Origin of the sequence: Pseudomonas sp. ADAK18, assembly GCF_012935695.1 — a bacterium.
Lineage (GTDB): Bacteria > Pseudomonadota > Gammaproteobacteria > Pseudomonadales > Pseudomonadaceae > Aquipseudomonas.
This window is the reverse complement of the sequence record NZ_CP052859.1, coordinates 2,719,412-2,744,181: the sequence shown is the minus strand read 5'-3', so window position 1 is coordinate 2,744,181 and position 24,770 is coordinate 2,719,412. Positions and strand designations below refer to the sequence as shown.

Annotated in this window: 20 protein-coding genes; 11 read left to right on the top strand and 9 right to left on the bottom strand. The window is 60.5% G+C overall.

What is annotated here, in order from left to right; genetic code table 11:
- The first annotated feature begins 53 nt into the window (after positions 1-53).
- Positions 54-2,456: a TonB-dependent receptor gene (locus tag HKK55_RS12195; RefSeq protein ID WP_169354910.1), complete on the top strand. Its 2,403-nt coding sequence runs from the start codon at positions 54-56 to the stop codon at positions 2,454-2,456.
- A gap of 176 nt (positions 2,457-2,632) precedes the next feature.
- On the opposite strand, the gene HKK55_RS12190 is transcribed toward HKK55_RS12195, so the two are convergent.
- The 3 genes from HKK55_RS12190 to HKK55_RS12180 are packed head-to-tail and all read right to left on the bottom strand — an operon-like array spanning position 2,633 to position 5,165.
- Positions 2,633-3,346, bottom strand: coding sequence for an ABC transporter ATP-binding protein (locus HKK55_RS12190; protein ID WP_169354909.1), 714 nt, complete (start codon positions 3,344-3,346; stop codon positions 2,633-2,635).
- A gap of 2 nt (positions 3,347-3,348) precedes the next feature.
- Positions 3,349-4,188, bottom strand: coding sequence for an ABC transporter permease (locus tag HKK55_RS12185; protein WP_169354908.1), 840 nt, complete (start codon positions 4,186-4,188; stop codon positions 3,349-3,351).
- An 11-nt stretch (positions 4,189-4,199) separates the two neighbouring features.
- On the bottom strand, positions 4,200-5,165 hold the full coding sequence (locus HKK55_RS12180) for an aliphatic sulfonate ABC transporter substrate-binding protein (RefSeq protein ID WP_169354907.1): 966 nt from the start codon (positions 5,163-5,165) through the stop codon (positions 4,200-4,202).
- 410 nt (positions 5,166-5,575) lie between these two features.
- Here HKK55_RS12180 and HKK55_RS12175 point away from each other — a divergent pair, with 410 nt between their 5' ends.
- Positions 5,576-5,791 (top strand): molybdopterin-binding protein, encoded by a 216-nt coding sequence (locus HKK55_RS12175; protein WP_003173733.1) that lies wholly within the window; start codon positions 5,576-5,578, stop codon positions 5,789-5,791.
- A gap of 51 nt (positions 5,792-5,842) precedes the next feature.
- Here the strand turns inward: HKK55_RS12175 and HKK55_RS12170 are convergent, their stop codons facing one another.
- From HKK55_RS12170 to HKK55_RS12145, 6 genes are all read right to left on the bottom strand, one after another.
- On the bottom strand, positions 5,843-6,991 hold the full coding sequence (locus HKK55_RS12170) for a MalY/PatB family protein (protein ID WP_169354906.1): 1,149 nt from the start codon (positions 6,989-6,991) through the stop codon (positions 5,843-5,845).
- Positions 6,992-7,099: 108 nt separating this feature from the next.
- Complete coding sequence (locus tag HKK55_RS12165; protein ID WP_169354905.1) at positions 7,100-8,410, bottom strand: MFS transporter; 1,311 nt, start codon at positions 8,408-8,410, stop codon at positions 7,100-7,102.
- Between the two features lie 319 nt (positions 8,411-8,729).
- The gene (locus HKK55_RS12160; protein WP_169354904.1) at positions 8,730-9,362 is read right to left on the bottom strand and encodes an N-carbamoylsarcosine amidohydrolase; all 633 of its coding nucleotides are present in this window, start codon (positions 9,360-9,362) and stop codon (positions 8,730-8,732) included.
- An 11-nt stretch (positions 9,363-9,373) separates the two neighbouring features.
- Complete coding sequence (locus tag HKK55_RS12155; RefSeq protein ID WP_169354903.1) at positions 9,374-10,126, bottom strand: Asp/Glu racemase; 753 nt, start codon at positions 10,124-10,126, stop codon at positions 9,374-9,376.
- 15 nt (positions 10,127-10,141) lie between these two features.
- Positions 10,142-10,948 (bottom strand): alpha/beta fold hydrolase, encoded by an 807-nt coding sequence (locus tag HKK55_RS12150; protein WP_169354902.1) that lies wholly within the window; start codon positions 10,946-10,948, stop codon positions 10,142-10,144.
- Positions 10,945-12,078 carry an FAD-dependent monooxygenase gene (locus tag HKK55_RS12145; protein ID WP_169354901.1) on the bottom strand — a complete coding sequence of 378 codons (1,134 nt, stop codon included), beginning with the start codon at positions 12,076-12,078 and terminating at the stop codon, positions 10,945-10,947. The genes HKK55_RS12150 and HKK55_RS12145 overlap by 4 nt, the downstream gene beginning before the upstream one ends.
- Before the next feature lie 308 nt (positions 12,079-12,386).
- Here HKK55_RS12145 and HKK55_RS12140 point away from each other — a divergent pair, with 308 nt between their 5' ends.
- The 9 genes from HKK55_RS12140 to HKK55_RS12100 all read left to right on the top strand — a co-directional run bounded on the left by HKK55_RS12140 (position 12,387) and on the right by HKK55_RS12100 (position 24,690).
- On the top strand, positions 12,387-13,439 hold the full coding sequence (locus HKK55_RS12140) for a 2,5-dihydroxypyridine 5,6-dioxygenase (RefSeq protein ID WP_169354900.1): 1,053 nt from the start codon (positions 12,387-12,389) through the stop codon (positions 13,437-13,439).
- Between the two features lie 188 nt (positions 13,440-13,627).
- Positions 13,628-14,065: a MarR family winged helix-turn-helix transcriptional regulator gene (locus HKK55_RS12135; RefSeq protein WP_169357840.1), complete on the top strand. Its 438-nt coding sequence runs from the start codon at positions 13,628-13,630 to the stop codon at positions 14,063-14,065.
- 276 nt (positions 14,066-14,341) lie between these two features.
- Positions 14,342-14,818 (top strand): (2Fe-2S)-binding protein, encoded by a 477-nt coding sequence (locus HKK55_RS12130; RefSeq protein ID WP_169354899.1) that lies wholly within the window; start codon positions 14,342-14,344, stop codon positions 14,816-14,818.
- A gap of 16 nt (positions 14,819-14,834) precedes the next feature.
- Positions 14,835-18,371 carry a molybdopterin cofactor-binding domain-containing protein gene (locus tag HKK55_RS12125; protein WP_178128845.1) on the top strand — a complete coding sequence of 1,179 codons (3,537 nt, stop codon included), beginning with the start codon at positions 14,835-14,837 and terminating at the stop codon, positions 18,369-18,371.
- Positions 18,372-18,564: 193 nt separating this feature from the next.
- Positions 18,565-19,167 carry a LysE family translocator gene (locus HKK55_RS12120; RefSeq protein WP_169354897.1) on the top strand — a complete coding sequence of 201 codons (603 nt, stop codon included), beginning with the start codon at positions 18,565-18,567 and terminating at the stop codon, positions 19,165-19,167.
- A 21-nt stretch (positions 19,168-19,188) separates the two neighbouring features.
- The gene (locus HKK55_RS12115; RefSeq protein ID WP_169354896.1) at positions 19,189-20,004 is read left to right on the top strand and encodes an AraC family transcriptional regulator; all 816 of its coding nucleotides are present in this window, start codon (positions 19,189-19,191) and stop codon (positions 20,002-20,004) included.
- 91 nt (positions 20,005-20,095) lie between these two features.
- Positions 20,096-22,384 carry a 5-methyltetrahydropteroyltriglutamate--homocysteine S-methyltransferase gene (metE, locus tag HKK55_RS12110; RefSeq protein ID WP_169354895.1) on the top strand — a complete coding sequence of 763 codons (2,289 nt, stop codon included), beginning with the start codon at positions 20,096-20,098 and terminating at the stop codon, positions 22,382-22,384.
- Between the two features lie 262 nt (positions 22,385-22,646).
- Positions 22,647-24,029 (top strand): aspartate aminotransferase family protein, encoded by a 1,383-nt coding sequence (locus HKK55_RS12105; protein WP_169354894.1) that lies wholly within the window; start codon positions 22,647-22,649, stop codon positions 24,027-24,029.
- 79 nt (positions 24,030-24,108) lie between these two features.
- A complete protein-coding gene (locus HKK55_RS12100) occupies positions 24,109-24,690 on the top strand; it encodes a DUF924 family protein (protein WP_237151343.1) in 582 nt (193 codons plus the stop codon).
- Positions 24,691-24,770: the final 80 nt, after the last annotated feature.

Genomic DNA, 24,770 nt, shown 5'->3' with positions numbered 1-24,770 from the left:
TTTCACCTCGCCTGTCATCCAAGGCAAGTGAACGAAAACAGAGAGCCTCTTCAATGCCCGTCGTCCCGCCATCGCCATTGCGCCCGTTGTGGCGCTTGAGTCTGCTGCTGAGCCTGAGTGCCAGCCCGTTATTTGTTGCTGTGAGCTGGGCCGAGGACGCGGCCCGACGCAGCTATGAGGTGCCGGCCGGCAACCTGGGCACTGCCTTGACCCGGTTTGCCGGGTTGGCCGGCGTCAATCTGTCGGTGGACCCAGCCCTGGTCAGCGGCCATAACAGCGCCGGGATCTGGGGCGAGTTTGCCGTGGAAGAGGGGTTTTCCCGGTTGCTCCAGGGTTCCGGCCTGCAATTACAGGCGGTGGGGGATCGTGCCTACACCCTGATCCCGGCGCCGGAAAGCGGTACCTACCAATTGCCCGCGACGTCGATTCTCGGTGTTGGCAACACGCCGGTGGCTGAAACCTACGCCGGCGATCAAGTCACCCGCAAAGGCGCCCAGGGCATGTTGGGCGAGGCCGACTTCCTGGACACGCCCTTCAACCAGACGTCCTATACCGCCAAGGCCGTGAAAAACCTGCAGGCGCGGACCCTCGGCGAGATGGTCGCCAGCGATCCTTCGGTGCGTATCACCAACCCGGCAGGCGGGCGTTTCGAGCAGTTTTCCGTGCGTGGTTTCAGTCTGTTCAACAGTGATGTGTCCTACGGCGGCCTGTACGGCGTGCTGCCGACCTATGCCATCGACATGGAAATGGTTGAGCGCGTCGACATCCTCAAAGGCCCGGGTTCCTTGCTCGGCGGCATTGCGCCACGGGGCAGCGTCGGCGGCACTATCAATATCGAACCCAAGCGCGCCACCGACGTACCGATCACCGAATTTACCGGCAGCTATGCCTCGGCCGGGCAGTTTGGCGGCGCAGTCGACATTGGCCGGCGGTTTGGTGACGAGCAGGAATTTGGCGTGCGTTTCAACGGCGTGAAACAGTCCGGTGATACCGAGTGGGACCACCAGAGCGTCGATCGGGAAATGGCGGTAATCGGCCTGGATTTGCGCAAGGAGCGAGTGCGTCTGTCCCTTGACCTCGGTCGTCAGGAACGCACCGCCGATGCCCCTCAGGAACGGGTCGAGATCGCCAAGGGTAGCGTGATGCCCAAGGCCGAGGACATCCGCCGCAACTTCGCCCAGGCCTGGACCTATGCCCATACCAAGGACACCTTTGGCGCGGTGCGCGGCGAATTTGATGTCAACGACTCGTTGATGGTCTATGCCTCGGCGGGGGCGCGCAAAGGCAACTATGACTTCCTGCGCCATGGGGTGCAGAGCACCCAAAGTAACGGTGATTTCACGGTTGTACCGCGCAGTTTTCGCCGTGATGAAGAGGTCAAAACCGTCACAGTCGGTGCTCGCAGCTGGTTCAATACCGGGCCGGTAGGGCATACGATCAACGTCAGCCTGAACCGCTTCAACATGGATTTCGACAACGCTGGCGAGCGCTATACACCAGGCAAAAGCAACCTTTACAACCCGGTTGTACTGCCTAAACCCGGCAAGGCGGTGCGCTTCGATACCAGCACCCACACCGAAGACCGCTTCACCAGCCTGGCGCTGGCCGACACCCTGAGTTTTCTCGACGATCGCGTGCTGTTGACCTTGGGCGCGCGTTTGCAAAAGGTCGAGGTGACGTCGTGGAGCAACGGGGTGAAGGACCAGCCGGAATACGACGAGCAAGCACTGTCGCCTGCGTTGGGACTGGTGGTGAAGATCACCGATCAGTTCTCGCTCTACAGCAACTACATGGAAGGTTTGAGCCAGGGCGAGACGGCACCCTCAAGCGGGGTCAATAATGAAAACGCGATCTTCCCACCGACCAAAAGCAAGCAGGTGGAAGTCGGTGCCAAGTACGACATGGGCAGCTTCGGCATGACCGCCAGTGTGTTCCGCATCAAGCAGCCGGCGTATGGCATCGATGAACAGAACAACTTCAAGCCCAACGGTGAATTGCGTAACCAGGGCGTGGAGTTGAGTGTATTCGGCGAGCCGGTTGAGCACGTGCGTTTGCTCGGTGGCGTGATGTTGCTGGACAGCGAGCAAACCAAGACGGCTCAGGGCCTGACCGACGGCAAGCGCGGCACCGGTTCGCCCATCTCCAACATCAACCTCGGTGCCGAGTGGGACATCGAACGCCTGCACGGCCTGACGCTCACCGCACGCGCCATTCACACCGGTTCACAGTACCTGGACCCGGCCAACGAACAGAAGATCGACAGCTGGAACCGCTATGACCTCGGCGCACGCTACGCCTTCAAACTGGACGATAAGCAGATCACCCTGCGCGCCACCGTGGAGAACGTGTTGAACACTACGTATTGGGCTTCGGCGGCCACTTCATCCGACAGCGCCCCGGGGTTGACCTTGTCGACGCCGCGCACATGGCTGGTGTCAGCGACGGTGGGGTTCTGACCGTTTAATGTTTTGGCGAAGGGCGTGTTGTGGCGAGGGGGCTTGCCCCGTTGGGCTGCAAAGCGGCCCCAGTAAGATCGCTGAGTTTTTTCAGATAGACCGAGATGGCAGGTTTTAGGGCTGCTTCGCAACCCAGCGGGGGCAAGCCCCCTCGCCACAGGTGTTTTGTCAGCCCGCTAAATCACATGTGCCCGCTGCAACTCGGTCAAGCTCAGCACCTTGAGCCGGGCCAGCAGCGGGTCGCGTCTATCCCGTGGATGTGCCAACTCCACCGTCAGTTCCTGGCGAATGCTGCTGGGCCGGTTATCCATCACCAATACCCGATCACTCAGGTACAGCGCTTCGTCCACATCGTGTGTCACCAGCAAGAGGGCAATGGCGTGGTGATCGGCCAGTTGCAGCAACAGGTCTTGCAGCTTCATGCGGGTAAAGGCATCCACTGCGCTGAAGGGTTCGTCCAGCAGCAGGACGTGGGGGCGTGAGTAAAGGCCGCGGGCGATGGCGACGCGCTGGGCCATGCCGCCGGACAGGGCCTTGGGCAAGGCTTGGGCGAAACCGCTGAGGCCGACTTCGTCGATCAGTTGCGTAACCCAGGCTTTGTCATAGTGCTGATCGTCACTGAAGCCGATGTTCTGTTCGACGGTCAGCCATGGCATCAAACGCGGTTCTTGAAAGACGAACGCCACCTCACCGCCAGCGCGAAGTAGCTCGCCCTGAAAGTCTTTTTCCAGACCGGCGATGATCCGCAGCAAGGTGCTTTTGCCACAGCCACTGGGGCCCAGCAGGCTCACGGTTTCCCTTGGTTGCAAGGTCAGGTGGATATTGGTCAATACGGTGGTGCCGGCGAAGCTTTTACGCTCCACGCGAATATCCAGTAGTGGTTCGCTCATGGTCAGTCTCCGGCGCCTTGGCCGTTGAAGGTGTCACGCCAGGCCAGGCAGCGTTTTTCCAGGGCCGCCAGCAGGCCGTCGCTGATCTTGCCCAGTAGGGCGAGGACGATGATCGCGGCCAGCACGATGTCTGGTCGTGAGGTTTCCCGACCGTCGCTGAGCAGATAACCCAAGCCTTTGGTGGCGGCAATCAGTTCGGCCGCCACCAGGAACATCCAGGCCAGGCTCAGGCCGCTGCGCAATCCGGTAAACAGGCCGGGCAGGGCAGCGGGCAAGAGAATCCGTCGCACCAGGCGGCGGCGATTGAAGCCATACATCTGCCCGACCTCCACCAGTTTGCGGTCGATGTCGCGAATTGCCGCCACGCCATTGAGGTACACCGGAAAGAATGCGCCGATGGCGATCAGGACGATTTTCGAGGTTTCATCGATCCCCAGCCACAGCAACAACAAGGGCACCCAGGCCAGGCTCGGGATCGAGCGCAGGCCTGCGAAGGTGGGTTCCAGGTAGGCCTCGGCTTCACGGCTCAAACCAACCCAGGCCGCAAACACCAGGGCCAGGCTGGCACCGATGGCGAACCCGAGCCCGACCCGTAACAGGCTGGCGCTGATGTGCTTCCACAAGGCGCCTTCGGCGAGTTCCGTGAGGGTGACGGCGATCTCGCTGGGCGCAGGCATCTGGTAGGACGGCAGCCAGCCGATGCGCACGATCACCTCCAGCAGCACGATGATCAGCACTGGTAATGCCAGGCCCTTGAGTCGGCGCGGCCAGGCACTGCGGTTGGTCGGCGATGGTGTGGCCAGGGGCAAGTCGATGGACAGGGATTTGAGTTTGCTAGTCATGGCTGGCTCCCTTATGGATGAGCCAGAGCCTGGCCGAATGGGTTGTCGATCAACTGGTCGATAACCTGATCAACATTTACCCCGCGACGGACCAATTCCTCGGACACCAGGATCGGTGCGGCCGCCTTCGACGAAACAATATCCTGGGCCGTCAGCAATGGGCTGCTCAAGTCAGTGCGCGACAGTTGCAGCTTGGCCACTTCCAGGGGCAGGCCGGACTCGTCGGCCAGCAGTTTCGCCAACTCATCGGGGTGTTTTACCGACCAGTCCCGGGCTTTTTCATAGGCGCCCAGCACCGTGGCGATAGTCTGCGGATGTTCCTTGGCATAGCGCTCGGTCACACTGACTACGCCGTAACTGTTGAAATCCTTGTTGCGATACAGCAGGCGAGAACCAGCCTGGATCTCGCTGGCCGCCATATGTGGGTCGAGTCCGGCCCAGGCATCGACATCGCCTTTCTCCAGCGCGGTGCGACCGTCCGGGTGCTGCAAGTGCACCAACTCCACATCGTCCTTGGTCAGCCCGGCCTTTTGCAGGCTGCGCAGGGTAAACAGGTACGGATCGGTGCCCTTGGTGGCGGCGATTTTTTTGCCCTTGAGGTCGGTGACGCTTTGGTACGGCGAGTCCTTGCGTACTACGAGGGCAGTCCACTCTGCGCGGCTGTACACGTAAATCGATTTGATCGGGCTGCCATTGGCCCGGCTTAACACCGCAGAAAGACTGGCCGAGGACGCAAAATCGACGCCGCCGCTGTTGAGGTACTCCAGGGAGCGGTTGCTGCCTTGGCTCAACACCCAGCCAACCTTGGTCTGGGGTAAGGCCTGTTCCAACCAGCCGAAATGCTTGAGCACCAGGCTGACGGGGGAGTAATAGGCGTAGTCCAGATGGACTTCGGCGGGTGCGGTTTCAGCGGCCTGGGATTGCAGGCTGAAGGCAAGGGCGCAGGCGCCCAGGAATAGGTTGGCGAAAGGCTTCATGGAACGGCTCCGGACAAGGCGGGGGAGAGAAGGCAGTCTTATATTCAGAAGAATAAGTCGGCATGCTCCATCATGCATTTAAGGAATATGCAGTCTCTGTGCCATTGGATGCGCAGGTGACAAATAGCCCATGCGTAGCAGCTGTCGAGCCTTGGCGAGGCTGCGTATGCGGTACATCAGACACACCGCATACGCAGCCTCGCCAAGGCTCGACAGCTGCTACGGGAGGGGTGGGAAGTAGGGCACTTTGTTGAATGAGTGTTGGCCAGGCAACAGTGGTGAGATTGATCTCATATGTATTTATGGAATAAATAAAGAGTTATATATTCCTTTTAATGTTTTTGCGGAGCGTGCATTTTGAACGCCTGCGCATTCGTGCGGAATGACCCATCAGCTAAAGGAAAGCCGACATGACCATTAAAGCGATCAACGTGCGCAACCAATTCAAAGGCGTGATCAAGGAAATCCTGCTCGGTGAAGTGGTGTCCGAGATTGACGTGCAAACGGCGTCCGGCATTGTTACTTCAGTTATCACTACCCGCTCGGTGCGGGACCTGGAATTGAAGGTGGGCAGTGAGGTGATTGCATTTGTGAAGTCGACCGAAGTCTCCATCGCCAAGTTGTGAATCCCACCAACGGTGGGAGAGGCGTATCGCCGCTCCCACACTGATGGGCGCCTACACGCCCTGAAGACTGCGCTCCATGCGCTGCAACCCTTCTTCGAGCATCGACCTCGGGCAACCGAAGTTCAAACGCACAAATTGCTGGCTGTCATCGCCAAACTCCAGGCCGGCACTGAGGCCGACCTTGGCCTGTTCCAGGAAAAACTGTTGCGGATCATCCAGGCCCAGGGCGCTGCAATCCAGCCACGCCAGGTACGTGCCTTGAGGGGCATGCATCACGATGCCCGGAAGGCGGGTTTGCACCGCATTCAACAGGTAATCACGGTTGGCTTGCAGGTACTTGACCAGCGCCTCCAACCAGTCCCCGCATTGGCTGTAGGCCGCTCGCGTGGCTTCCAGGCCCAACGGGCTGACGCTGTCGACCATGCCGCAGCGGGCATTATTGAAGCGTTCGCGGATGACCGGATCCTGGACCACCGCAAAGCAGGTTTTCAGCCCGGCGACGTTATAAGCCTTGCTCGCTGACATCAGGGTGATGGTGTGTCGGGCGATCTCGGGGCTCAGGCTCGCGGTGGGGATATGCCGGCGGCCGTCGAAGCACAGTTCGGCATGGATTTCATCGGAGATGATCAGCGCACCCTGGTCCAGGCAAGCCGTGGCCACCGCCAGCAATTCTTCCCGAGGGAACACCTTGCCGATCGGGTTGTGGGGGTTGCTCAACAGCAGCGCACCGGCACCGGTCAGCGCCTGGCGCAGGGCCGGTAGGGGTGTGAGGTATTCACCCTCGGCGCTCAGTTCGAACGGCACCTCGATCTTCGGCAGGTTCCAATTGCCGGGTGCCAAGCGCAACGGACGATAGTTGGGGGTTTGCAACACCACCGGCTGCCCTGGTTGGACAAAGGCATGCAGGGCCATATTGAAGCCCGGCTCTACACCGGGCAAAAACAGCAGTTCATCGGGCTGCACACGCCAGGCGTACTTGGCCCACAGGTCGGCCACGATAGCCTCGCGTACCTTGTCGCACGCCACGCTGTAACCGAGGATTTGCTGGTCCAGGCGCTGGTGCAACGCCGCCAGAACTGCCGGCGGCGCGGCGATATCCATGTCGGCAATCCACATCGGCAGGACGTCTTGCGGGTAGCGACTCCACTTGGTGCTGCCGGTGCCGAGGCGGGAGTGGGGCGTGTCGAAATCAAAGCTCATGGAGGGCTCGTGTCAGTGGGATCTTCGGAATGGCGCAGATTCTAACGCCTTCCGGGCCCGGTGCCATGGGTCTTTCAACCGGGCGATGTTTACCGGGCTTTGGCAAGATCAACGATTCACCAGTTTCGCCGGCAAGGCGATCACCAGGAAGCTACTGAGAATCAGGCAGCCGGCGAAAAACCACAGGGCGCCGGCACTGCTGCCGGTGACGTCGATCGCCACCCCCATCAACGAGTTGCTCACCAGGCCTGCGATGTTCGCCACGGAACAGGCCAAGGCGAAACCGGTAGCGGCGGCGGTGCCTTTGAGAAAGGTCGCCGGCAGACTGAAAAATACCGGGACAGCGCCAATGATTGCCGCTGAGGCAATCGCAAACAGGGCCACGGTGGCAACGACGTTGTGGGTGAAGAACGTACTGGTGGCCATGGCGGCGGCGCCTACGAAGAACGGCACGATGATGTGCCAGCGCCGCTCGCGGTGCTTGTCGGAGCTGGCGCCGATCAGCAGCATGCCCAGTAGCGCGGCAACGCTTGGCAGCGCGGTGAGGATACCGATGTGGAAGGTGTCGATGATCCCGGCGTTGCGGATGAAGGTGGGCATCCAGAAGCCCATGGCGTAGGCGCTGAGCAGGATCGAGAAGTCGATGCCACCGAGCATCCACACCTTGAGGTTGAAGAAGCCGTCACGGAAGCTGTGCTTGCTGCCGGCACCGTCGGCGTCGTCTTTGCGCAGCTCGCTTTCCAGCAAGGATTTTTCTTGCGGCGAAAGCCATTTGGCTTGTTGGTAGTTGTTGGGCAGCGCCCAGAAGGTCCAGATGCCGAGCAATACGCTGGGCACCGCTTCTATCAGGAACAGCCACTGCCAGCCACGCAGGCCACCCATATGGTCGAAATGGCCCATGATCCACCCGGACAACGGCCCGCCAATCACGCTGGACAGCGGCAGACCGATCATGAACAGGGCGATAATCCGGCCCCGGCGGTAGGTGGGGAACCAAGTGGTCAGGTAATACAGCACCCCCGGCAGGAACCCGGCTTCGGCGGCGCCGAGCAGGAAGCGCAGGATGTAGAACTGGGTGGTGGAGGTGACCAGCATGGTGCAGGCCGATAGCAGGCCCCAGGTGATCATGATGCGGGCGATCCAGATCTTCGCGCCGACCTTTTCCAGCACCAGGTTGCTCGGTACTTCGAAGATAATGTAACCGACAAAGAACAGGCCGGCGCCGAGGCCGAAGGCGGTTTCGCTGAACTGCAACTGGTCGAGCATTTGCAGTTTGGCGAAGCCGATATTGATCCGGTCCAGGTACGCGGCCAGGTAGCAGAAACACAGGAAGGGAATCAGTTTCCAGGTGATCTTGTGGTAGAGCGCGTGGATCGGGTCGGCGAGGGTGGTCGCCGGTGCTGCATTCGCAATGGGCATGGGTGTCTCCTGGCGGTGACTTATGGTTTTTATAGAGCCGCTTTTTCAGCACTTCGGAGTGCTGTACCAGCGACTTCCAAAGGCAGTGTCAGAAGACTGAGTTGGCCCTGTTTGTCGTGATCCGTTGTGGGAACCGATTCATGTAGGAGCCGGGCTTGCCCGCGATGCAGACAACTCGGTCTATGAGTCAGACCAAAGTGATGCCATCGCGGGCAAGCCCGACTCCCACATGAACCAGCTCCCACATTTGAATGCATTCCAAAGTGGGCGCTCAGTTTTTTGCAAGACCGCGCTCTATGGCGCGGTTCTTGATGAAGCCTTACCGCTCCCTGAAAGTACTCATCGCCTCCTGCTTGCTCACCACGTCGCCATACTTGCTGTCGATATCAAACAAGTTCGCTTCGTGGGGCGCCGAGTGCCGGTCGCCGACGCATTCGCGCACGACGATGGTGCGAAAACCATGCTGCACCGCATCCACGGCGGTCGCGCGAATGCAGCCGCTGGTGGAACAGCCGGCCAGCACCACGGTGTCGATGCCTTGGGCGTGCAGCATTGGGGCCAGGCTGCTGCCGAAAAATGCACTGGCGTACTGTTTGCTGATGACCACTTCATCGTCCCGGGGCAACACCTCGGTGCAGAACGCAGCGAGGGGATTGCCCTCGACCATGTCTTTCATCACCGGGGCCTTTTTCACCCAGATGCCGCCGTCGGCGAAATGGCCGGGATGGTAGCGGATATTGGTGTGCACCACCGTAATCCCGTGGCGCCGTGCGCTGGCCAGCAATTCAGCGCTTTCAGCCACGGCACTCACCACACCCGGTGCAAACAGCGGTGCGCCTTCGGTGGTGTAGCCCTGCATGAAATCGATCATCAGCAGCGCGGCTTTTTTGCCGAAGCCGATGCGATTGCCCCACACACCCTGGTAGTTGGCGTCGGCGGATTGTTCGCTCATCGTGCAGATCCTCAGTAAGCACCCGACAACAAGGCGCCGGCGCCGGGAACGATAGGTTCCAGGTCCAGGGCCTTGAGCATGGCGTAGGTGGTGGCGATAGCGGCGGTGAGCACCGGCTTGCCAGTTTGTGCTTCAACCTTGGCCACCACCGGCAGCGACTGCATCTGCACGCAGGCTGACAAAACGATAACGTCGACGCCTTCCAGGTTCATGCCAGCGACGATGGCCGGCAGGTTCGCCGGGTCATGGCGGGCCACTTCGAGGTTGTCAGGGATCTCCAGGGCGCGCCAGTCCACCACTTCAAAGCCTTCTTCGCGGATGTAATCCACCACCAGTTCGGTCAGAGGCTTCATGTAGGGTGCGACGATAGCGATGCGTTTGGCACCCATTACTTTCAAGCCTTCGATCAACGCACCGGCACTGGTGATTACCGGGGCGTTGCCGTCGTTATCGGCGGTGGCCTTGCGCAGGCGCTGTTCGGAGTTGCGGTGGTAACCCAGACCCATGGCCATGATCGCCACCAGGCAGGCGTAGCCCAGCACGTCGACCTTGGCATCGGACAGTTCAACGGCGCAACGGTCGGATTCGCCATCCATCGCCGCCAGTTCTTCCTTGCGCACCTGCTTCATGCGCATACGGCTGGAGTGAAAAGTGAAACGTTCCGGGCGGATCAACTGGCGTGCCGCGAGCATCGCCGGAATCTCGGTTTCCATGGTGGTGTTGGAGCTCGGCACGATCTGGCCGATGCGGTAAGGCTTGAGCATGGTGGTCTCCGTTATTCAGTTCAGGTGCGGGCCAAGAAAATCGTCGAAAGCGTGGAAGAAGCCTTCCAGATCGTCCCAGGGAATCATGTGCCCGGCATTGGCGACGTGAGCCACCTTGATCGATGGTTGCAAGTCCTGGATCTCAGCGATGTCCTGGGGCTCGATCACGCCGCCGCGCCCGGCCACGATCAGCAAGGCAGGGGCCTTGAGGCGCGGCAGGTCTTGGTGGAAATCCACGTCGTGGAAATCGTTGAAGGCGCGCACGATGGCGGGTTCGTAGCAGGTGTGCAGCCACTCGGCGCGCAGGTGCAGTTGCTCTTCGGTCCAGGTGGCGCAGTAAGCACGCATCGCCTCTGCATCCATGCCGATCAGCGACTGGCGGATCGAGTCGACATACCACGGCAGTTTGCTTGGGTATTCACGGCGGCCAGGGCCGGAGACCGGCGGGTCAATCAGCACCACGCGATTGACGCCCTGCGGGTGGCGCACCGCGCTACGCACGGCAAAACGTGCGCCCATGGAGTGGCCGACCAGGTGATAGGTGTCGAGTTGCAAGGCGTCGGCAAAGGCACCAATGTCATCGGCGCAAGTGTCCGCGCTGTAATCCAGCTGCGGGCCGGTTGCGGACAGGCCGCGACCGCGCACGTCCAGCACGTAGGTGTCAAAATGCACGCCCAGGTGCTGCGCGACAAAACCCCAGGTGATCGCCGGGCTGGTGATGCCGGGAATCAGGATCAGCGCCGGGCCCTTGCCGCCATAGCGCAGGTAGTGCTGGCGAATGCCATTGGCCTGGACGTTGCCGCCGTAGAGAAAGGTACTCACGCCGCCACCCCCGATTTCAGTGGTTGGGCGTAGAGGTCATAGCCGTAGACCCAGGCCGGATCTTCCTGGGTGCGCAGCCAGGTGTTGGCGTTGGACACGGCCTGGACACGGGAGGCGCGCTCCTTGCGGTTGGCTTCATAGAGTTCGAACGCGGTGCGGTAGTCGCTCAGGCCGACTTCCTGCAAGCAGCGGGTCAGCATCGCTGCGTCTTCGATGGCCATGCCGGCGCCCTGGGCCATGTGTGGTTTCATCGGATGGCAGGCGTCGCCCAGCAACACCAGGCGACCACGGCTCCACAGCGGTAACGGATTGCGGTTGCGCAGCGGCCATTTGGTCACGCTTTCAGTGGATTCGATCAGCGCCTGCACAGTGGGGTGATAGCCCTGGAACGCCTCGAACATCTCTTCGCGACTGCTGTCGACGAAAGCGCCCTGGAAGTCCCACTCCGGGTGTGGCACGCCGGTGACGTAGTAGTACTCGTCGCGCTTGCCGGTGGTGTAGTAGACCATCATGTGCCGGTCTTCGGTCCACCACTTGATGCAGTCTTCAAACTTCAAATCGTACTTGGCCAGTTGATCGCCACGGATCAACGCGCGGTGGGCGACCCAGCCGCTGTACAGCGGTTTTTCCGCACCGAGCAACTCTTCACGAATGCGCGAGTTGATGCCGTCGGCACCGATCACGATGTCGGCGTAGGTCACCTCACCATCGGCGAAGGTCAGGCGTACCTGGGTGTCGGTTTCTTCTAGGGTTTCCAGGCGTTTGTTGAAGTGCACGGTGTCCGGCTTGATGGTCGACATCTGCAACGCGTGCAGGTCACCCCGGTGCACGGTGATGTAAGAGGCGCCGTAGTCTTTCAGTGGGATGCGTGACAAGTAATCGCCGGTCTGGCCGTCGCGACTGAACCAGAAGTCTGGGTGGGAACCCATCAGGTCCAACTGCTTTTCAATGCCCATGCGGCGGAAGATTTTCATGATGTTGGGACCCATATGGATCCCGGCGCCCAGGCGGGAAAACTCCGGGGCCTGCTCGTAGATGTCCACGTCGAAACCGGCTTGTTGCAGCAGGGTGGCAGCGGCGGCACCGCCCAGTCCGGCGCCGACGATTGCGATTTTTTGTGTGCTTGGCATGGGGCCAGGTCCTCTTATTCGAATGATTGCCGGCGGTGTCTGTCCGCAAGGTTTTTAAAGTGTATACGCTCATTTTTTCAAATGAAAAGCCCACATCTGAAAAATTGTAATTTTGGCCATATCTATCCCGTGCAACTTTAATGATCTTTGTTTTATTGGGTATGTTTCCATTCGTAACGTTTTTTGATGGCGCTTGCAGTCCGCTGTCAATTCAGGTCTTATCGTTGTTAATTGGCGTGTACGCTATAAAAATGCACTAGAGTGAAGCGCGGTGCCTGAACTTGGTGCAGCACCTGAGGAGACGGGAAATGCCGGTAAGTGATTGCGAACTGACCCAGATGTTCGAGCACGTGTTGAAGCTGTCGAAGGTCGATCCGACCCAGAGTGTCGCCGTGCTCAAGAGCCATTATTCCGACCCGCGCACTGTGCGCGCCGCGATGGATGCGGCGCAGCGGCTAGGGGCCAAGGTGTATGCCGTGGAGCTACCGTCGTTCAACCACCCCAAGGCCATGGGCAATGACATGACGGCTTACTGCGGCGACACCGCGCTCACCGGCAATATTGCGGCGCAACGGGCGTTGGAAGCGGCGGACCTGATTGTCGATACGATGATGTTGCTGCACTCACCGGAGCAGGAGCAGATCCTCAAGACCGGCACGCGTATTCTGCTGGCCGTGGAGCCGCCGGAAGTGCTGGCGCGGATGCTGCCTACCGAGGAAGACAAGGTGCGCGTGCTGGCCGCCGAACAGGTACTGAAAAAGGCTCGCTCGATCCACGTCAAATCCCGCGCCGGCAGCGATTTCCGGGCGGCCCTAGGGCAGTATCCGTCCGTGACCGAGTACGGTTTTGCCGATGAACCCGGACGTTGGGACCACTGGCCCAGCGGCTTCCTGTTTTCCTGGCCCAATGAAGAAACCGCCGAAGGCGTGCTGGTGTTGGACATCGGTGACATTCTGCTGCCGTTCAAGACCTACGCCCGAGAGAAGATCACCCTGGAGATCGAGAAAGGCTTTATCACCAGGATCCACGGTGGTTTCGAGGCCGAATACCTGCGTGATTACATGAAGTACTTCAATGATCCCGAGGTGTACGGCATTTCGCATATCGGTTGGGGGTTGCAGCCGCGTGCGCAGTGGACAGCCATGGGCTTGCACGACAAGAACGACGGCATGTGCATGGATGCCCGGGCGTTTTACGGCAACTTCCTGTTTTCCACCGGGCCGAATACCGAGGTGGGCGGGACGCGCAAGACGCCGTGCCATATGGACATTCCGCTGCGCAATTGCGATGTGTACCTGGATGATGAGGCGGTGGTGATGGGGGGGGATGTGGTGGCGCCGCAAGCTTCCCTGGCACGCTGAAGACCTAATGTGGGAGCGGGCTTGCTCGCGAAGGCGGAGTGTCAGCCAAATATGCATTAACTGACCCACCGTATTCGCGAGCAAGCCCGCTCCCACCGTTTGACCCGGTTCCTTCAATGAGCACCTTGAGTCCAACCCGCATCCCCGCCATCATGGCTACCCATCGTTTACCGCCTGTCGAGCCTGCCGTGCCTGATTCCTACGTTTTCTCTGAACAAGTTGGCCACCTGCTGCGCAAGGCCTATCAGCGCCACCTGGCGATTTTTCAGCAGAATGTCGGCGACTCCCAGCTCACTGCCGTGCAGTTCGTCACACTGTGTGCGTTGCGCGATCATGGTGCAAGTTCGTTGACGGAGTTGGTGAAGGCCACCGCCGTCGACCAGGCGACCATCCGTGGCATCGTCGAGCGCCTCAAGGCTCGAGAGCTGATTAGCCTTGAGCCGGATCCCCAGGACAAGCGCAAAGTGGTGGTCGATCTGTCGGAGTCCGGCGCCGCTCTGGTGCAGCAAACTGTGCCTTGCGCTGCACAGATTACCGAATTGACCCTGAGCAACCTCAACCCCGCCGAGCGCGTGGCGGTGCTGTTTTTGCTGCGCAAGATGATTGACGACCCCGTTACCCCCTGATCCCCGACCCCCCGTAGCAGCTGTCGAGCTCAAGCGAGGCTGCGTAGAAGGCGCATGCGGTCTATCTGAGTCCCGCAGCGTGGCCGGACGCAGCCTCGCTTGAGCTCGACAGCTGCTACGGACGGCGGAGGATGTGCCGGGCTGGCATCGTTTTTGCTCTGTATTGATGTAGTAACCACTTCACCAGTCAAGTGTGTCGCGAGACCTCAAGTGCGCGATTTTTTTCACGGCTGTTTCATGTAGTGAGTACTTCACCAACTGCAATGGGCGAAGCGAATGATCAGCCAGCACATCACGGTAGCGCTTGAGGTCAATGGCCACACCACAGAGGTCAGCGCAATGGCGGACACGCCGCTATTGCTGATCTTGCGCAATGACCTGCAACTCAACGGCCCCAAGTACGGCTGCGGCCTGGGGGAGTGTGGCGCCTGCACGGTGATTATCGACGGTGTGGCGGCCAGGGCCTGTGTGTTCCCGCTGTCCGGCGCCGTAGGCCGGGCGATTGTCACCCTGGAAGGCCTGGGCAGTCGCGAGGCGCCGCACCCGGTGCAACAAGCGTTTATCGACGAGCAGGCCGCGCAGTGCGGTTATTGCCTCAACGGCATGATCATGACCACCAAGGCCTTGCTCGACCGTAATCCGCACCCAAGCGAAACCGAGATCCGCAACGAACTCTCGGCCAATCTCTGCCGCTGCGGAACCCATATCGAAATCCTCCGGGCGGTGCTGCGTGCCGCCCAGCAAATGCCTTGAACGTGGACCGATGACCATGACAGACGCAATCCCTTCCCGAGACCAATGGCTGGCCAAGGCCGGCGTCCTGCTGATCGTCGATGACGTGCTGCCGCCGTCGGGGCCGGTGGCCAAAGGTGGTACACCGACAGTCAAACCCACGGAGCTGGGGTTGTTTATTGCGGTGAATGACGACGGCCTGGTGTACGCCTTCAATGGCCATGTCGACCTGGGCACCGGCATTCGCACCTCACTGGCGCAGATCGTCGCTGAAGAGCTGGACCTGACCATGGAGCAGGTGCGCATGGTGCTCGGCGACACCGAGCGAGCACCGAACCAGGGCGCGACCATCGCCAGTGCAACATTGCAGATTTCGGCGATTCCGTTGCGTAACGCGGCCGCCGAAGCCCGACGCTTCCTATTGGCACGAGCAGCCCGGCGCTGGGATGTTGCGCCAGATAGCTTGAAGGTCGACGCTGGAGTCATTCGCGTCGAAGACGGGCGTACGATCACCTACGGCGAACTGGTGCGCGGCGAACATGATGAGCTACGTATTTCTGGTGAAGCACCGCTCAAGGCTATCGGCGATTACCGCTTGGTAGGCAAGGGTGCTGCTCGGGTGGATATCCCCGGCAAGGCCACCGGTGAGCTGACTTACGTCCATGACATGCGCGTGCCGGACATGCTCCACGGTCGGGTCGTCCGCCCACCCTATGCCGGGTTGGATTGCGGTGATTTTGTGGGCAACAGCCTGTTGAGCGTGGATGAGTCGTCCATTGCCCATATCCCCGGGGTCGTCGCGGTGGTGGTGATTGGTGATTTTGTCGGTGTGGTCGCACTGCGCGAAGAACAGGCGATCAAGGCTGGCGAGGCGTTGCAGGTTCATTGGAAACCGTGGAACCACAAGCTGCCGGACATGAGTGATGTCGAGCAGGCTATCCGCGACAATCCACGGGTACGTCGCACGGTGCTCGATCAAGGCAACGTCGATGAAGCCTTGGCCGCTGCCACTCAGCGTATGCCGCGCACCTACCTGTGGCCGTATCAGATGCACGGTTCCATCGGTCCATCCTGTGGCGTGGCGGACTATCAGCCGACGGGCAGTCGGATCTGGTCCGGTAGCCAGAACCCGCACCTGCTGCGGGCTGACCTGGCTTGGTTGCTGGAGTGCGCGGAAGAGTCGATCGAGGTGATCCGCATGGAGGCCGCCGGTTGCTACGGCCGCAATTGCGCCGACGATGTGTGTGCCGACGCCTTGCTGCTGTCTCGCGCAGTGGGCAAGCCAGTGCGGGTGCAACTGACCCGTGCGCAGGAGCACCTGTGGGAGCCCAAAGGCACTGCGCAGTTGATGGATGTCGATGGAGGCCTGAACGCTGATGGCAGCATCGCTGCTTATGATTTTGAAACCAGCTACCCCTCCAACGGTGCGCCGACCTTGGCTCTGCTGCTGACTGGCCGGGTGGAGCCGGTGTCGGCGATGTTCGAGATGGGCGACCGCACCTCCATCCCACCCTATGACATTGAAAACATGCGCGTGACGATCAACGACATGGCGCCGATTGTCCGCGCCTCGTGGATGCGCGGGGTGTCGGCACTGCCCAACACCTTTGCCCATGAATCCTATATCGACGAGCTGGCCTTCGCGGCGGGTGTTGATCCGGTGGAGTACCGCCTGCGTTACCTCAAGGACGAGCGCGCTATCGAACTGGTGAAGTCCACCGCTGAGCGTGCCAACTGGGCACCGCGCACGGCGCCGATGCAAACCGTCAACGAAGATCATCTGCTGCGGGGCCGGGGCTTTGCCTACGCGCGCTATATCCATAGCAAGTTCCCCGGCTTCGGCGCGGCCTGGGCGGCGTGGGTGGCGGATGTGGCCATCGACAAGCAGACCGGCGATGTCTCGGTCACGCGGGTCGTGATCGGCCATGACTCGGGGATGATGATCAACCCGGCGGGAGTGCAGCATCAGATCCACGGCAATGTGATCCAGTCCACCAGCCGCGTGCTCAAAGAGCGAGTGACGTTTGAAGAGTCGACCGTGGCGAGCAAGGAGTGGGGCGGTTACCCGATCCTGACCTTTCCCGAGGTGCCGCAGATCGACGTGCTGATGATGCCGCGCCAGGACCAGCCGCCGATGGGCGCCGGTGAGTCGGCGTCGGTGCCCAGCGCGGCAGCCATTGCCAATGCAATCTATGACGCTACCGGGATTCGTTTTCGTGAGTTGCCGATTACTCCTGAACGGGTGCTGGCGGCACTGAATGCAGGCGTTCTGGGCGAACCCGCCAAGTCACCGGAAAAGCGCAGGAAATGGCTGTTTGGCTCATTGTTCGCCGCCTTTGGTGCGGTGCTGGGCATGGCCGCCACCGCCTGGCCATTCCACGGCGAAATCGCGCCGATCGCGCCACCCAGCGCCGGCACCTGGTCCAAGGCGACCTTGGAGCGCGGGCGTTTACTGGCGGCAGTCGGAGACTGCGCGGTGTGCCACACGGCGCCGGGTGGGGCAGCCAATGCAGGCGGCCTGGCGATGCACACGCCGTTCGGCACGCTCTACAGTAGCAACATCACCCCGGATGAGAAGACCGGGATTGGCAACTGGTCGTACCCGGCGTTCGAGCGAGCGATGCGTGACGGCATTGGCCGCGACGGGCGCAATTTGTACTCGGCATTTCCCTATACGGCGTTTCGCAATATCAACGATGCAGACATGCAGGCGCTGTATGCCTACCTGATGTCTCAGGCACCGGTGAGTCAGGCGCCGACACCTAATGCGATGAGTTTTCCGTTCAATCTTCGGCCATTGATGGCGGGGTGGAATGCGCTGTTTTTACGTCGAGGAGAAATCACTGTGCAACCGCAGCGCAGCGAGCAGTGGAATCGCGGTGCTTACCTGGTCAATGGGCTGGGGCACTGCGCGGCCTGTCATTCGCCACGTAACGTGATGGGCGCAGAGAAGGGCGGTGCGGCGTTCCTCGCAGGGGGCAGTGTGGATGGGTGGGAGGCGCCGGCGCTGAACGGGCTCTCCAAGGCGCCCACGCCGTGGACCGAGGACCAATTGTTCACCTACCTGAGCACTGGCTATTCCGATGCCCACGGCGTGGCGACAGGGCCGATGGGGCCGGTGGTGACTGAGCTGGCCAAATTGCCCCAGACGGATATCCGGGCGATGTCGGTCTACCTGGCGTCGCTCAACAGCAATGCCTCTGCCGAGGCGCAGGTCGTTGCCGCTACAACGGTTCCCAATGCGAACGGGCGACGGGTATTCGACGGCTCGTGCAAGGCCTGTCACGCCGACGGGCTGGGGCCGAAGTTGTTTGGGGTCAGCCCGTCACTGGCGACCAACACCAATGTGCACAGCGATCAACCGGACAATCTGATCAAGGTGATCTTGCAGGGCATCAGCACGCCGGCGACCAAAGACCTGGGTTACATGCCAGGCTTCAAGGACAGCCTGTCCAATACCCAGGTCGCAGAGTTGGCGGCTTATCTGCGTAGCCGGTTTGCACCGAATGCACCGGGCTGGGAAGGGCTGGAGCAGAAGGTGGAGCATTTACGGGCCAATCCTGGCAGTCACTAAGAGGAGGGGCGTAGATTCCGTCTTGAGCTCCAGCGAGGCTGCGTAGGACACGACTCGGTGGGAGCTATGGTGCGGCCGACGTCGCCTCGTGGGGGCTCGACAACTGTGACGGGCGAGTGAACCACAATCGTACAAGCCCACCCCAGGGTGCTCTGCGTAGACTCCTGCCATTGGTCTACGGCAGAGGTAATTGATGGACATTTTTCTCTACGCGTTCAGTGTGATGTACAGTCCCGGCCCTGTGAACCTCATGGGGCTGAATGCGGGGCTGACGGGCAAGTTTCGCCGCTCCATGGGCTTTTTCGCCGGGGTTGGTTGCGCGATGCTGGTGCTGTTCATCCTCTTTGGTTACACCGGCGAGGCGGTTATTTCTCACGCGGCGCTGCCTTACATTTCGCTGGTGGGGGGCGTGTATACGCTGTATCTGGCCTATCAGGTTTTTACCTCCAGGACGGTGGTGCCGCAGGAGGGTGAAACCACGGCACCGCAGAAAACCCTGACCTTCTGGAACGGCCTGCTGATCCAGTTGGCCAACCCCAAGGGCATCATCGCGGTGCTGCCGATCACCAGCGTCATGCTGCCGGCGGCGCACATCACTGGCGGCTCGATTGCCCTGATCTCGGTACTGCTGGCCGTAGGTGCCAGTGGCGCGCCATGGATCTATTCGCTACTGGGGGCGATGTTGGGGCGGCGTATCAGCGGTGAGGTGTATTTCACCCTGTTCAATCGCTTGATGGGGCTGGCGCTGGCGGTATGTGCCTATTACATGTTCCATGGCTTCTACGTGACGCTTTAACTATTACAGCGGTGTGCCGACATGCAAGACATTCATACTGCAGGCGACTGGGTCAAACACACGCCAACGTCTTCGACGCTGGAGCGCTTCGAGGCGTTTTTCGGTGCCCACGCGTTCGACCCTCATCGGCACGACACCTATGCCATCGGCCGAATTGTGGCTGGTGTGCATCGACTCAACTACCGGGGTGAATCGAAGCTGTGCCTGCCCGGCGAGGTCATGATCGTTCACCCCGACGAATCCCATGGCGGTTGTGCGGGCAGTGACACCGGGTTTCGCTACCGTGGTGTGTACGTTCCGCCGTCTCTGGTGCAGCAGATTGTGTGGGGCAAGCCGTTGCCGTTCCTCAAGGGCGGTGTTACCCGGGATTCGCGCCTGGGTGTGGCCGCGAATGCGCTGCTGGACGCCCGGGAGGCGGATCCTCTGGCGGAGGATGACGCGTTGTATGGTTTCGTCACGACCCTGGCGCAATTGGCTGGCCAATCAACTGCCGGTAAAACCGGGCACTTTGCTGCTGCGAGCAGGGCCCGTGAATACATCGACGACAACCTTGATCGCCCGATCACGCTGGACGACCTCGCCGAATGCGCCGAACGTGATCGCTGGAGCTTGTCCAACGACTTTCGCTTGTTCTATGGCACCAGCCCGCACCGCTATCTCACGTTGCGGCGCCTGGACCGGGTGAAACAACTGGTCCAGGCCGGGCGCTCGCTGTCTGAGGCTGCGGTGGAGGCCGGCTTCTTTGACCAGAGCCACATGTCCCGGCACTTCAAGAAGAACTTCGGCCTTTCGCCTTCGCGTTGGTGCTCCCCGGACGTCGCTTCTCTTCATGAATAAAACTCGCGATCATCTGGAATAAAATGAGTTTGTCTCATTATCGATCCCTGCCGACAATAGCTCCCATACATACACATTGGAGTTTTTTGTCATGGCCGTCGCTCATTCCCTTGGATTTCCGCGCATTGGACGCGATCGTGAACTAAAGAAAGCGCAGGAAGCGTTTTGGAAGGGCGAATTGGACGAAGCTGGCCTGCGTGCCGTGGGCCGTGAACTGCGCAAGACCCATTGGGACTTGCAGAAGAAAGCCGGTATCGAACTGCTGCCCGCCGGCGACTTCGCCTGGTACGACCAGGTGCTGACGCACTCGTTGATGTTTGGCGTAATCCCTGAGCGTTTCCGCCCGGTCGATGGCAAAGCTACCTTGCAAACCCTGTTCGGCATGGCTCGTGGCGTCAGCGACAGTTGCTGTGGCGGTGCTCACGCCCAGGAAATGACCAAGTGGTTCGACACCAACTACCACTATCTGGTCCCGGAATTCAGCGCTGATCAGCAATTCCAGCTGGGCTGGGATCAACTCTTCGAAGAAGTGAAGGAGGCGCGTGACCTGGGTCACACCGTCAAGCCAGTCATGATTGGCCCGCTGACGTACCTGTGGCTGGGCAAGGCCAAGGGCGGCGACTTCGATAAACTCGACCTGCTGGACCGCCTGCTGCCGCTGTACGGCCAGATCTTCCAGCGCCTGGCAGACCTGGGTGTGGAGTGGGTGCAGATCGACGAGCCGATCCTGGTGCTGGACCTGCCGCAGGATTGGAAAAACGCTTTTGAGCGTGCCTATAACCTGATTCAGCGCGACCCACTGAAGAAGTTGGTTGCCACCTACTTTGGCGGCCTGGAAGAGAACCTCGGCCTGGCGGCCAATCTGCCAGTGGACGGTCTGCACATCGACCTGGTGCGGGCGCCTGAGCAATACCCGACGATTCTTGACCGTCTGCCGGCCTACAAAATCCTGTCGTTGGGCGTGGTCAATGGCCGTAATGTCTGGCGTTGCGATCTGGAAAAAGCCCTGGAGACTCTGCAGCACGCTCATGAGCGCCTGGGTGAGCGCCTGTGGGTTGCGCCTTCCTGCTCGCTGCTCCACAGCCCGGTGGACCTGGGGCGTGAAGACAAGCTGGATGCCGAACTGAAGAGCTGGCTGGCCTTCGCCGTACAAAAGTGCGAAGAAGTTGCCGTCCTGGCCCAGGCGGTCAACGAGCCTGAAGCGCCCAAGGTGCTTGCCGCACTGGTTGAAAGCCGTTCTGTCCAGGCTGCTCGTGCCGCTTCGCCACGCATTCACAAGCCCGCCGTTCAGGCACGTGTCGCCGCGATTACTGCCAAGGACAGCCAGCGTGATTCGCTGTTTGCCACGCGTATCGAGAAACAACGCGCCGGCCTGAACCTGCCGCTGTTCCCGACCACCACCATCGGTTCGTTCCCGCAAACCGCGTCGATCCGCCTGGCTCGTCAGTCGTACAAGGCCGGCAAGTTGAGCGAGGCCGAATACGTCGAAGCCATGCACAGCGAGATTCGTCACGCGGTTGAGGTGCAGGAGAACCTTGGCCTGGACGTGCTGGTTCATGGTGAAGCTGAACGTAACGACATGGTCGAGTACTTCGCCGAACAACTGGACGGCTACGTGTTCACTCGCTTTGGTTGGGTACAGAGCTACGGTTCCCGTTGCGTGAAACCGGCGGTGATTTTTGGTGACCTGAGTCGCCCGACAGCCATGACCGTAGAGTGGATCCGCTACGCACAAGGCCTGACCGACAAGGTGATGAAGGGCATGCTGACCGGCCCGGTGACCATGTTGATGTGGTCCTTTCCACGGGAAGACGTGAGCCGCGAAGTACAGGCCCGCCAACTCGCCCTGGCGATTCGTGATGAAGTGGTGGATCTGGAAGCGGCCGGCATCAAGATCGTGCAGATCGACGAAGCGGCGTTCCGTGAAGGCTTGCCGTTGCGCCAGGCGCAGTGGCAGCACTACCTGGATTGGGCCACTGAAGTGTTCCGCTTGTGTGCCTCCGGGGTGCGTGATGAAACCCAGATCCACACCCACATGTGCTACAGCGAATTCAATGACGTGATCGAATCCATTGCGGCCATGGACGCCGACGTGATCACCATCGAGACCTCACGTTCGGACATGGAGCTGTTGGACGCCTTCGAAGCCTTCGCTTACCCGAACGACATCGGGCCGGGCGTCTACGACATCCACTCGCCACGGGTGCCGCAGGCTTCGGAAATGGCCAACCTGCTGCGCAAGGCGGCCAAGCGGATTCCGGCCGAGCGCCTGTGGGTCAACCCGGATTGTGGTTTGAAAACCCGCGGCTGGCCGGAGACTGAGGCGGCGTTGATTCATATGGTCACTGCGGCGCGTCAACTGCGTTCCGAATTGGCCTGATACCTGATACCTGATACCTGATACCTGTAGCCGCTGCCGAGGCACGAGGCTGCGATGGGCTGCGCAGCGGCCCCAAGGGCGATCCTGCGGACCGCATCGCAGCCTCGTGCCTCGGTAGCGGCTACAGGGAACGGTAAGCCAGTAGTTTTTTCCTTCCCTGCGACAATAAAAATCCTAATTTCGCCATTCCCCACTTCCTAACACTATGCGGTCAACACCTGCTTGCCAGTACTCATAAAACTGATAATCAAGGAGACCTGCAATGAACATCAGACTCGATGCCCCGCGTAGCACGGCCGAATACCAGGCTCTCGACGCTGCCCACCATATCCATGCCTTTGTCGATCAGAAGGCGTTGAATGCGGAAGGTCCGCGCGTGATTGTGCGGGGTGAGGGCCTGGCCTTGTGGGACAGCGATGGCAAGCGCTACCTGGACGGGATGTCGGGCCTGTGGTGCACCAACCTCGGTTACGGACGCAAGGACCTGGCCGCAGCAGCCAGCCATCAACTGGAGCAGTTGCCGTACTACAACCTGTTTTTCCACACCACCCACCCGGCGGTGGTGGAGTTGTCCGAGTTGCTCTTCAGCTTGTTGCCTGACCATTACAGCCACGCGATCTACACCAACTCCGGCTCCGAAGCCAACGAGGTGTTGATCCGTACCGTGCGCCGCTACTGGCAGATCCTGGGCAAGCCGCAAAAGAAGATCATGATCGGTCGCTGGAATGGCTATCACGGCTCGACCCTCGCCGCCACGGCACTGGGTGGCATGAAGTCGATGCATGAAATGGGCGGGATGATCCCGGACGTTGCGCATATCGACGAGCCCTACTGGTTTGCCCATGAAGGCAAGCTGAGCCCCGAAGCGTTCGGCCTGCGCGCCGCTCGACAGCTGGAAGATAAGATCCTTGAACTGGGCGCTGAAAACGTCGCGGCATTTGTTGCCGAGCCGTTCCAGGGCGCGGGCGGGATGATTTTTCCGCCTGAGAGCTACTGGCCCGAAATCCAGCGTATCTGCCGTCAGTACGACGTGCTGCTGTGCGCTGACGAGGTGATTGGCGGCTTCGGTCGCACGGGTGAATGGTTTGCCCACGAGTACTTCGGTTTTGAGCCGGACACGCTGTCTATCGCCAAGGGATTGACCAGCGGCTACATCCCCATGGGCGGCTTGGTTCTGTCCAAACGCATGGCCCAGGTACTGGTGGAGCAGGGCGGGGTATTCGCCCACGGCCTGACCTATTCCGGGCACCCGGTGGCGGCGGCTGTGGCCATCGCCAACCTGAAGGCGCTGCGCGATGAGGGCATCGTTACCCAGGTCAAACAGGAAACCGGGCCTTACTTGCAGCGCTGTTTGCGTGAAGTCTTTGCCGACCATCCATTGATTGGCGAGATTCAGGGCACCGGGTTGGTCGCTGCGTTGCAGTTCGCAGAAGACAAAACCAGCCGCAAACGGTTTGCCAACGAGAACGAAATGGCCTGGCAATGCCGTACGTTTGGTTTTGAAGAAGGCCTGATTATTCGCTCTACCCTGGGCCGTATGATCATGGCGCCGGCGCTGGTGGCCAGCCACGCCGATATCGACGAGCTGGTGGACAAGACCCGCATGGCTGTCGACCGCACGGCACGCGCTTACGGTCGTCTTTGAGGAGGCGCCGGCTCGCACTCGCGAGCCGGCATTGCGTGGATTCGAGGGATGCTCTTGCGTCGTTACGGCGTTACAGTAGTTGTTCGCTCCTGATCCCGAGGCCTCAATCGTGCCCAATGCTGCCCATTCAACTGCCCAGTCGGTCGTCGATTTCTGGACTCAGGCCGGCCCGGCCAGTTGGTTCAAAAAAGACGACGCGTTTGATAACCAATTTCGCGACACCTTCCATACTGCCCACTTCCAGGCCGCCAGGCGTGAACTGGAACACTGGATGGACAGTCCGGAAGGGGCGTTGGCCTTGCTTCTGTTGCTTGATCAATACCCACGCAACTCTTTTCGTGGCACCGCCCACATGTTCGCAACCGACCCGCTTGCGCGCTTCTACGCGCGCCGGATGATCGATGCCGGGATGGATCAACAGGTCGATATCTCATTGCGGGCGTTTTGCTATTTGCCGTTGGAGCATTCAGAAAGCGTGGAGGATCAGCAGCGGTCGCTGGTGTTGAACAAACAGCTCGACGCTAACACCTACCGGTGGGCCGAGGAGCATGCGGACATCATTGATCGGTTTGGACGCTTTCCTCATCGTAATGAGGTGCTGGCTAGACAGACCACGGATGAGGAGCGTGCTTTTCTGACGGCGGGTGGGTTCTCGGGTTAAGCCCGATGAGGGAGCTGGCTTGCCTGCGATGGCGTCGGCACTGCTAGCATGGATGTTGACTGACCCACCGCTATCGCAGG

What these genes read in the sequence shown, in the direction of transcription:
- HKK55_RS12195 (WP_169354910.1), top strand. Translation starts at nt 54, where the DNA reads ATGCCCGTCGTCCCGCCATCGCCATTGCGCCCGTTGTGGCGCTTGAGT.
- HKK55_RS12190 (WP_169354909.1), bottom strand. Translation starts at nt 3,346, where the DNA reads ATGAGCGAACCACTACTGGATATTCGCGTGGAGCGTAAAAGCTTCGCC.
- HKK55_RS12185 (WP_169354908.1), bottom strand. Translation starts at nt 4,188, where the DNA reads ATGACTAGCAAACTCAAATCCCTGTCCATCGACTTGCCCCTGGCCACA.
- HKK55_RS12180 (WP_169354907.1), bottom strand. Translation starts at nt 5,165, where the DNA reads ATGAAGCCTTTCGCCAACCTATTCCTGGGCGCCTGCGCCCTTGCCTTC.
- HKK55_RS12175 (WP_003173733.1), top strand. Translation starts at nt 5,576, where the DNA reads ATGACCATTAAAGCGATCAACGTGCGCAACCAATTCAAAGGCGTGATC.
- HKK55_RS12170 (WP_169354906.1), bottom strand. Translation starts at nt 6,991, where the DNA reads ATGAGCTTTGATTTCGACACGCCCCACTCCCGCCTCGGCACCGGCAGC.
- HKK55_RS12165 (WP_169354905.1), bottom strand. Translation starts at nt 8,410, where the DNA reads ATGCCCATTGCGAATGCAGCACCGGCGACCACCCTCGCCGACCCGATC.
- HKK55_RS12160 (WP_169354904.1), bottom strand. Translation starts at nt 9,362, where the DNA reads ATGAGCGAACAATCCGCCGACGCCAACTACCAGGGTGTGTGGGGCAAT.
- HKK55_RS12155 (WP_169354903.1), bottom strand. Translation starts at nt 10,126, where the DNA reads ATGCTCAAGCCTTACCGCATCGGCCAGATCGTGCCGAGCTCCAACACC.
- HKK55_RS12145 (WP_169354901.1), bottom strand. Translation starts at nt 12,078, where the DNA reads ATGCCAAGCACACAAAAAATCGCAATCGTCGGCGCCGGACTGGGCGGT.
- HKK55_RS12140 (WP_169354900.1), top strand. Translation starts at nt 12,387, where the DNA reads ATGCCGGTAAGTGATTGCGAACTGACCCAGATGTTCGAGCACGTGTTG.
- HKK55_RS12130 (WP_169354899.1), top strand. Translation starts at nt 14,342, where the DNA reads ATGATCAGCCAGCACATCACGGTAGCGCTTGAGGTCAATGGCCACACC.
- HKK55_RS12125 (WP_178128845.1), top strand. Translation starts at nt 14,835, where the DNA reads ATGACAGACGCAATCCCTTCCCGAGACCAATGGCTGGCCAAGGCCGGC.
- HKK55_RS12120 (WP_169354897.1), top strand. Translation starts at nt 18,565, where the DNA reads ATGGACATTTTTCTCTACGCGTTCAGTGTGATGTACAGTCCCGGCCCT.
- HKK55_RS12115 (WP_169354896.1), top strand. Translation starts at nt 19,189, where the DNA reads ATGCAAGACATTCATACTGCAGGCGACTGGGTCAAACACACGCCAACG.
- metE (WP_169354895.1), top strand. Translation starts at nt 20,096, where the DNA reads ATGGCCGTCGCTCATTCCCTTGGATTTCCGCGCATTGGACGCGATCGT.
- HKK55_RS12105 (WP_169354894.1), top strand. Translation starts at nt 22,647, where the DNA reads ATGAACATCAGACTCGATGCCCCGCGTAGCACGGCCGAATACCAGGCT.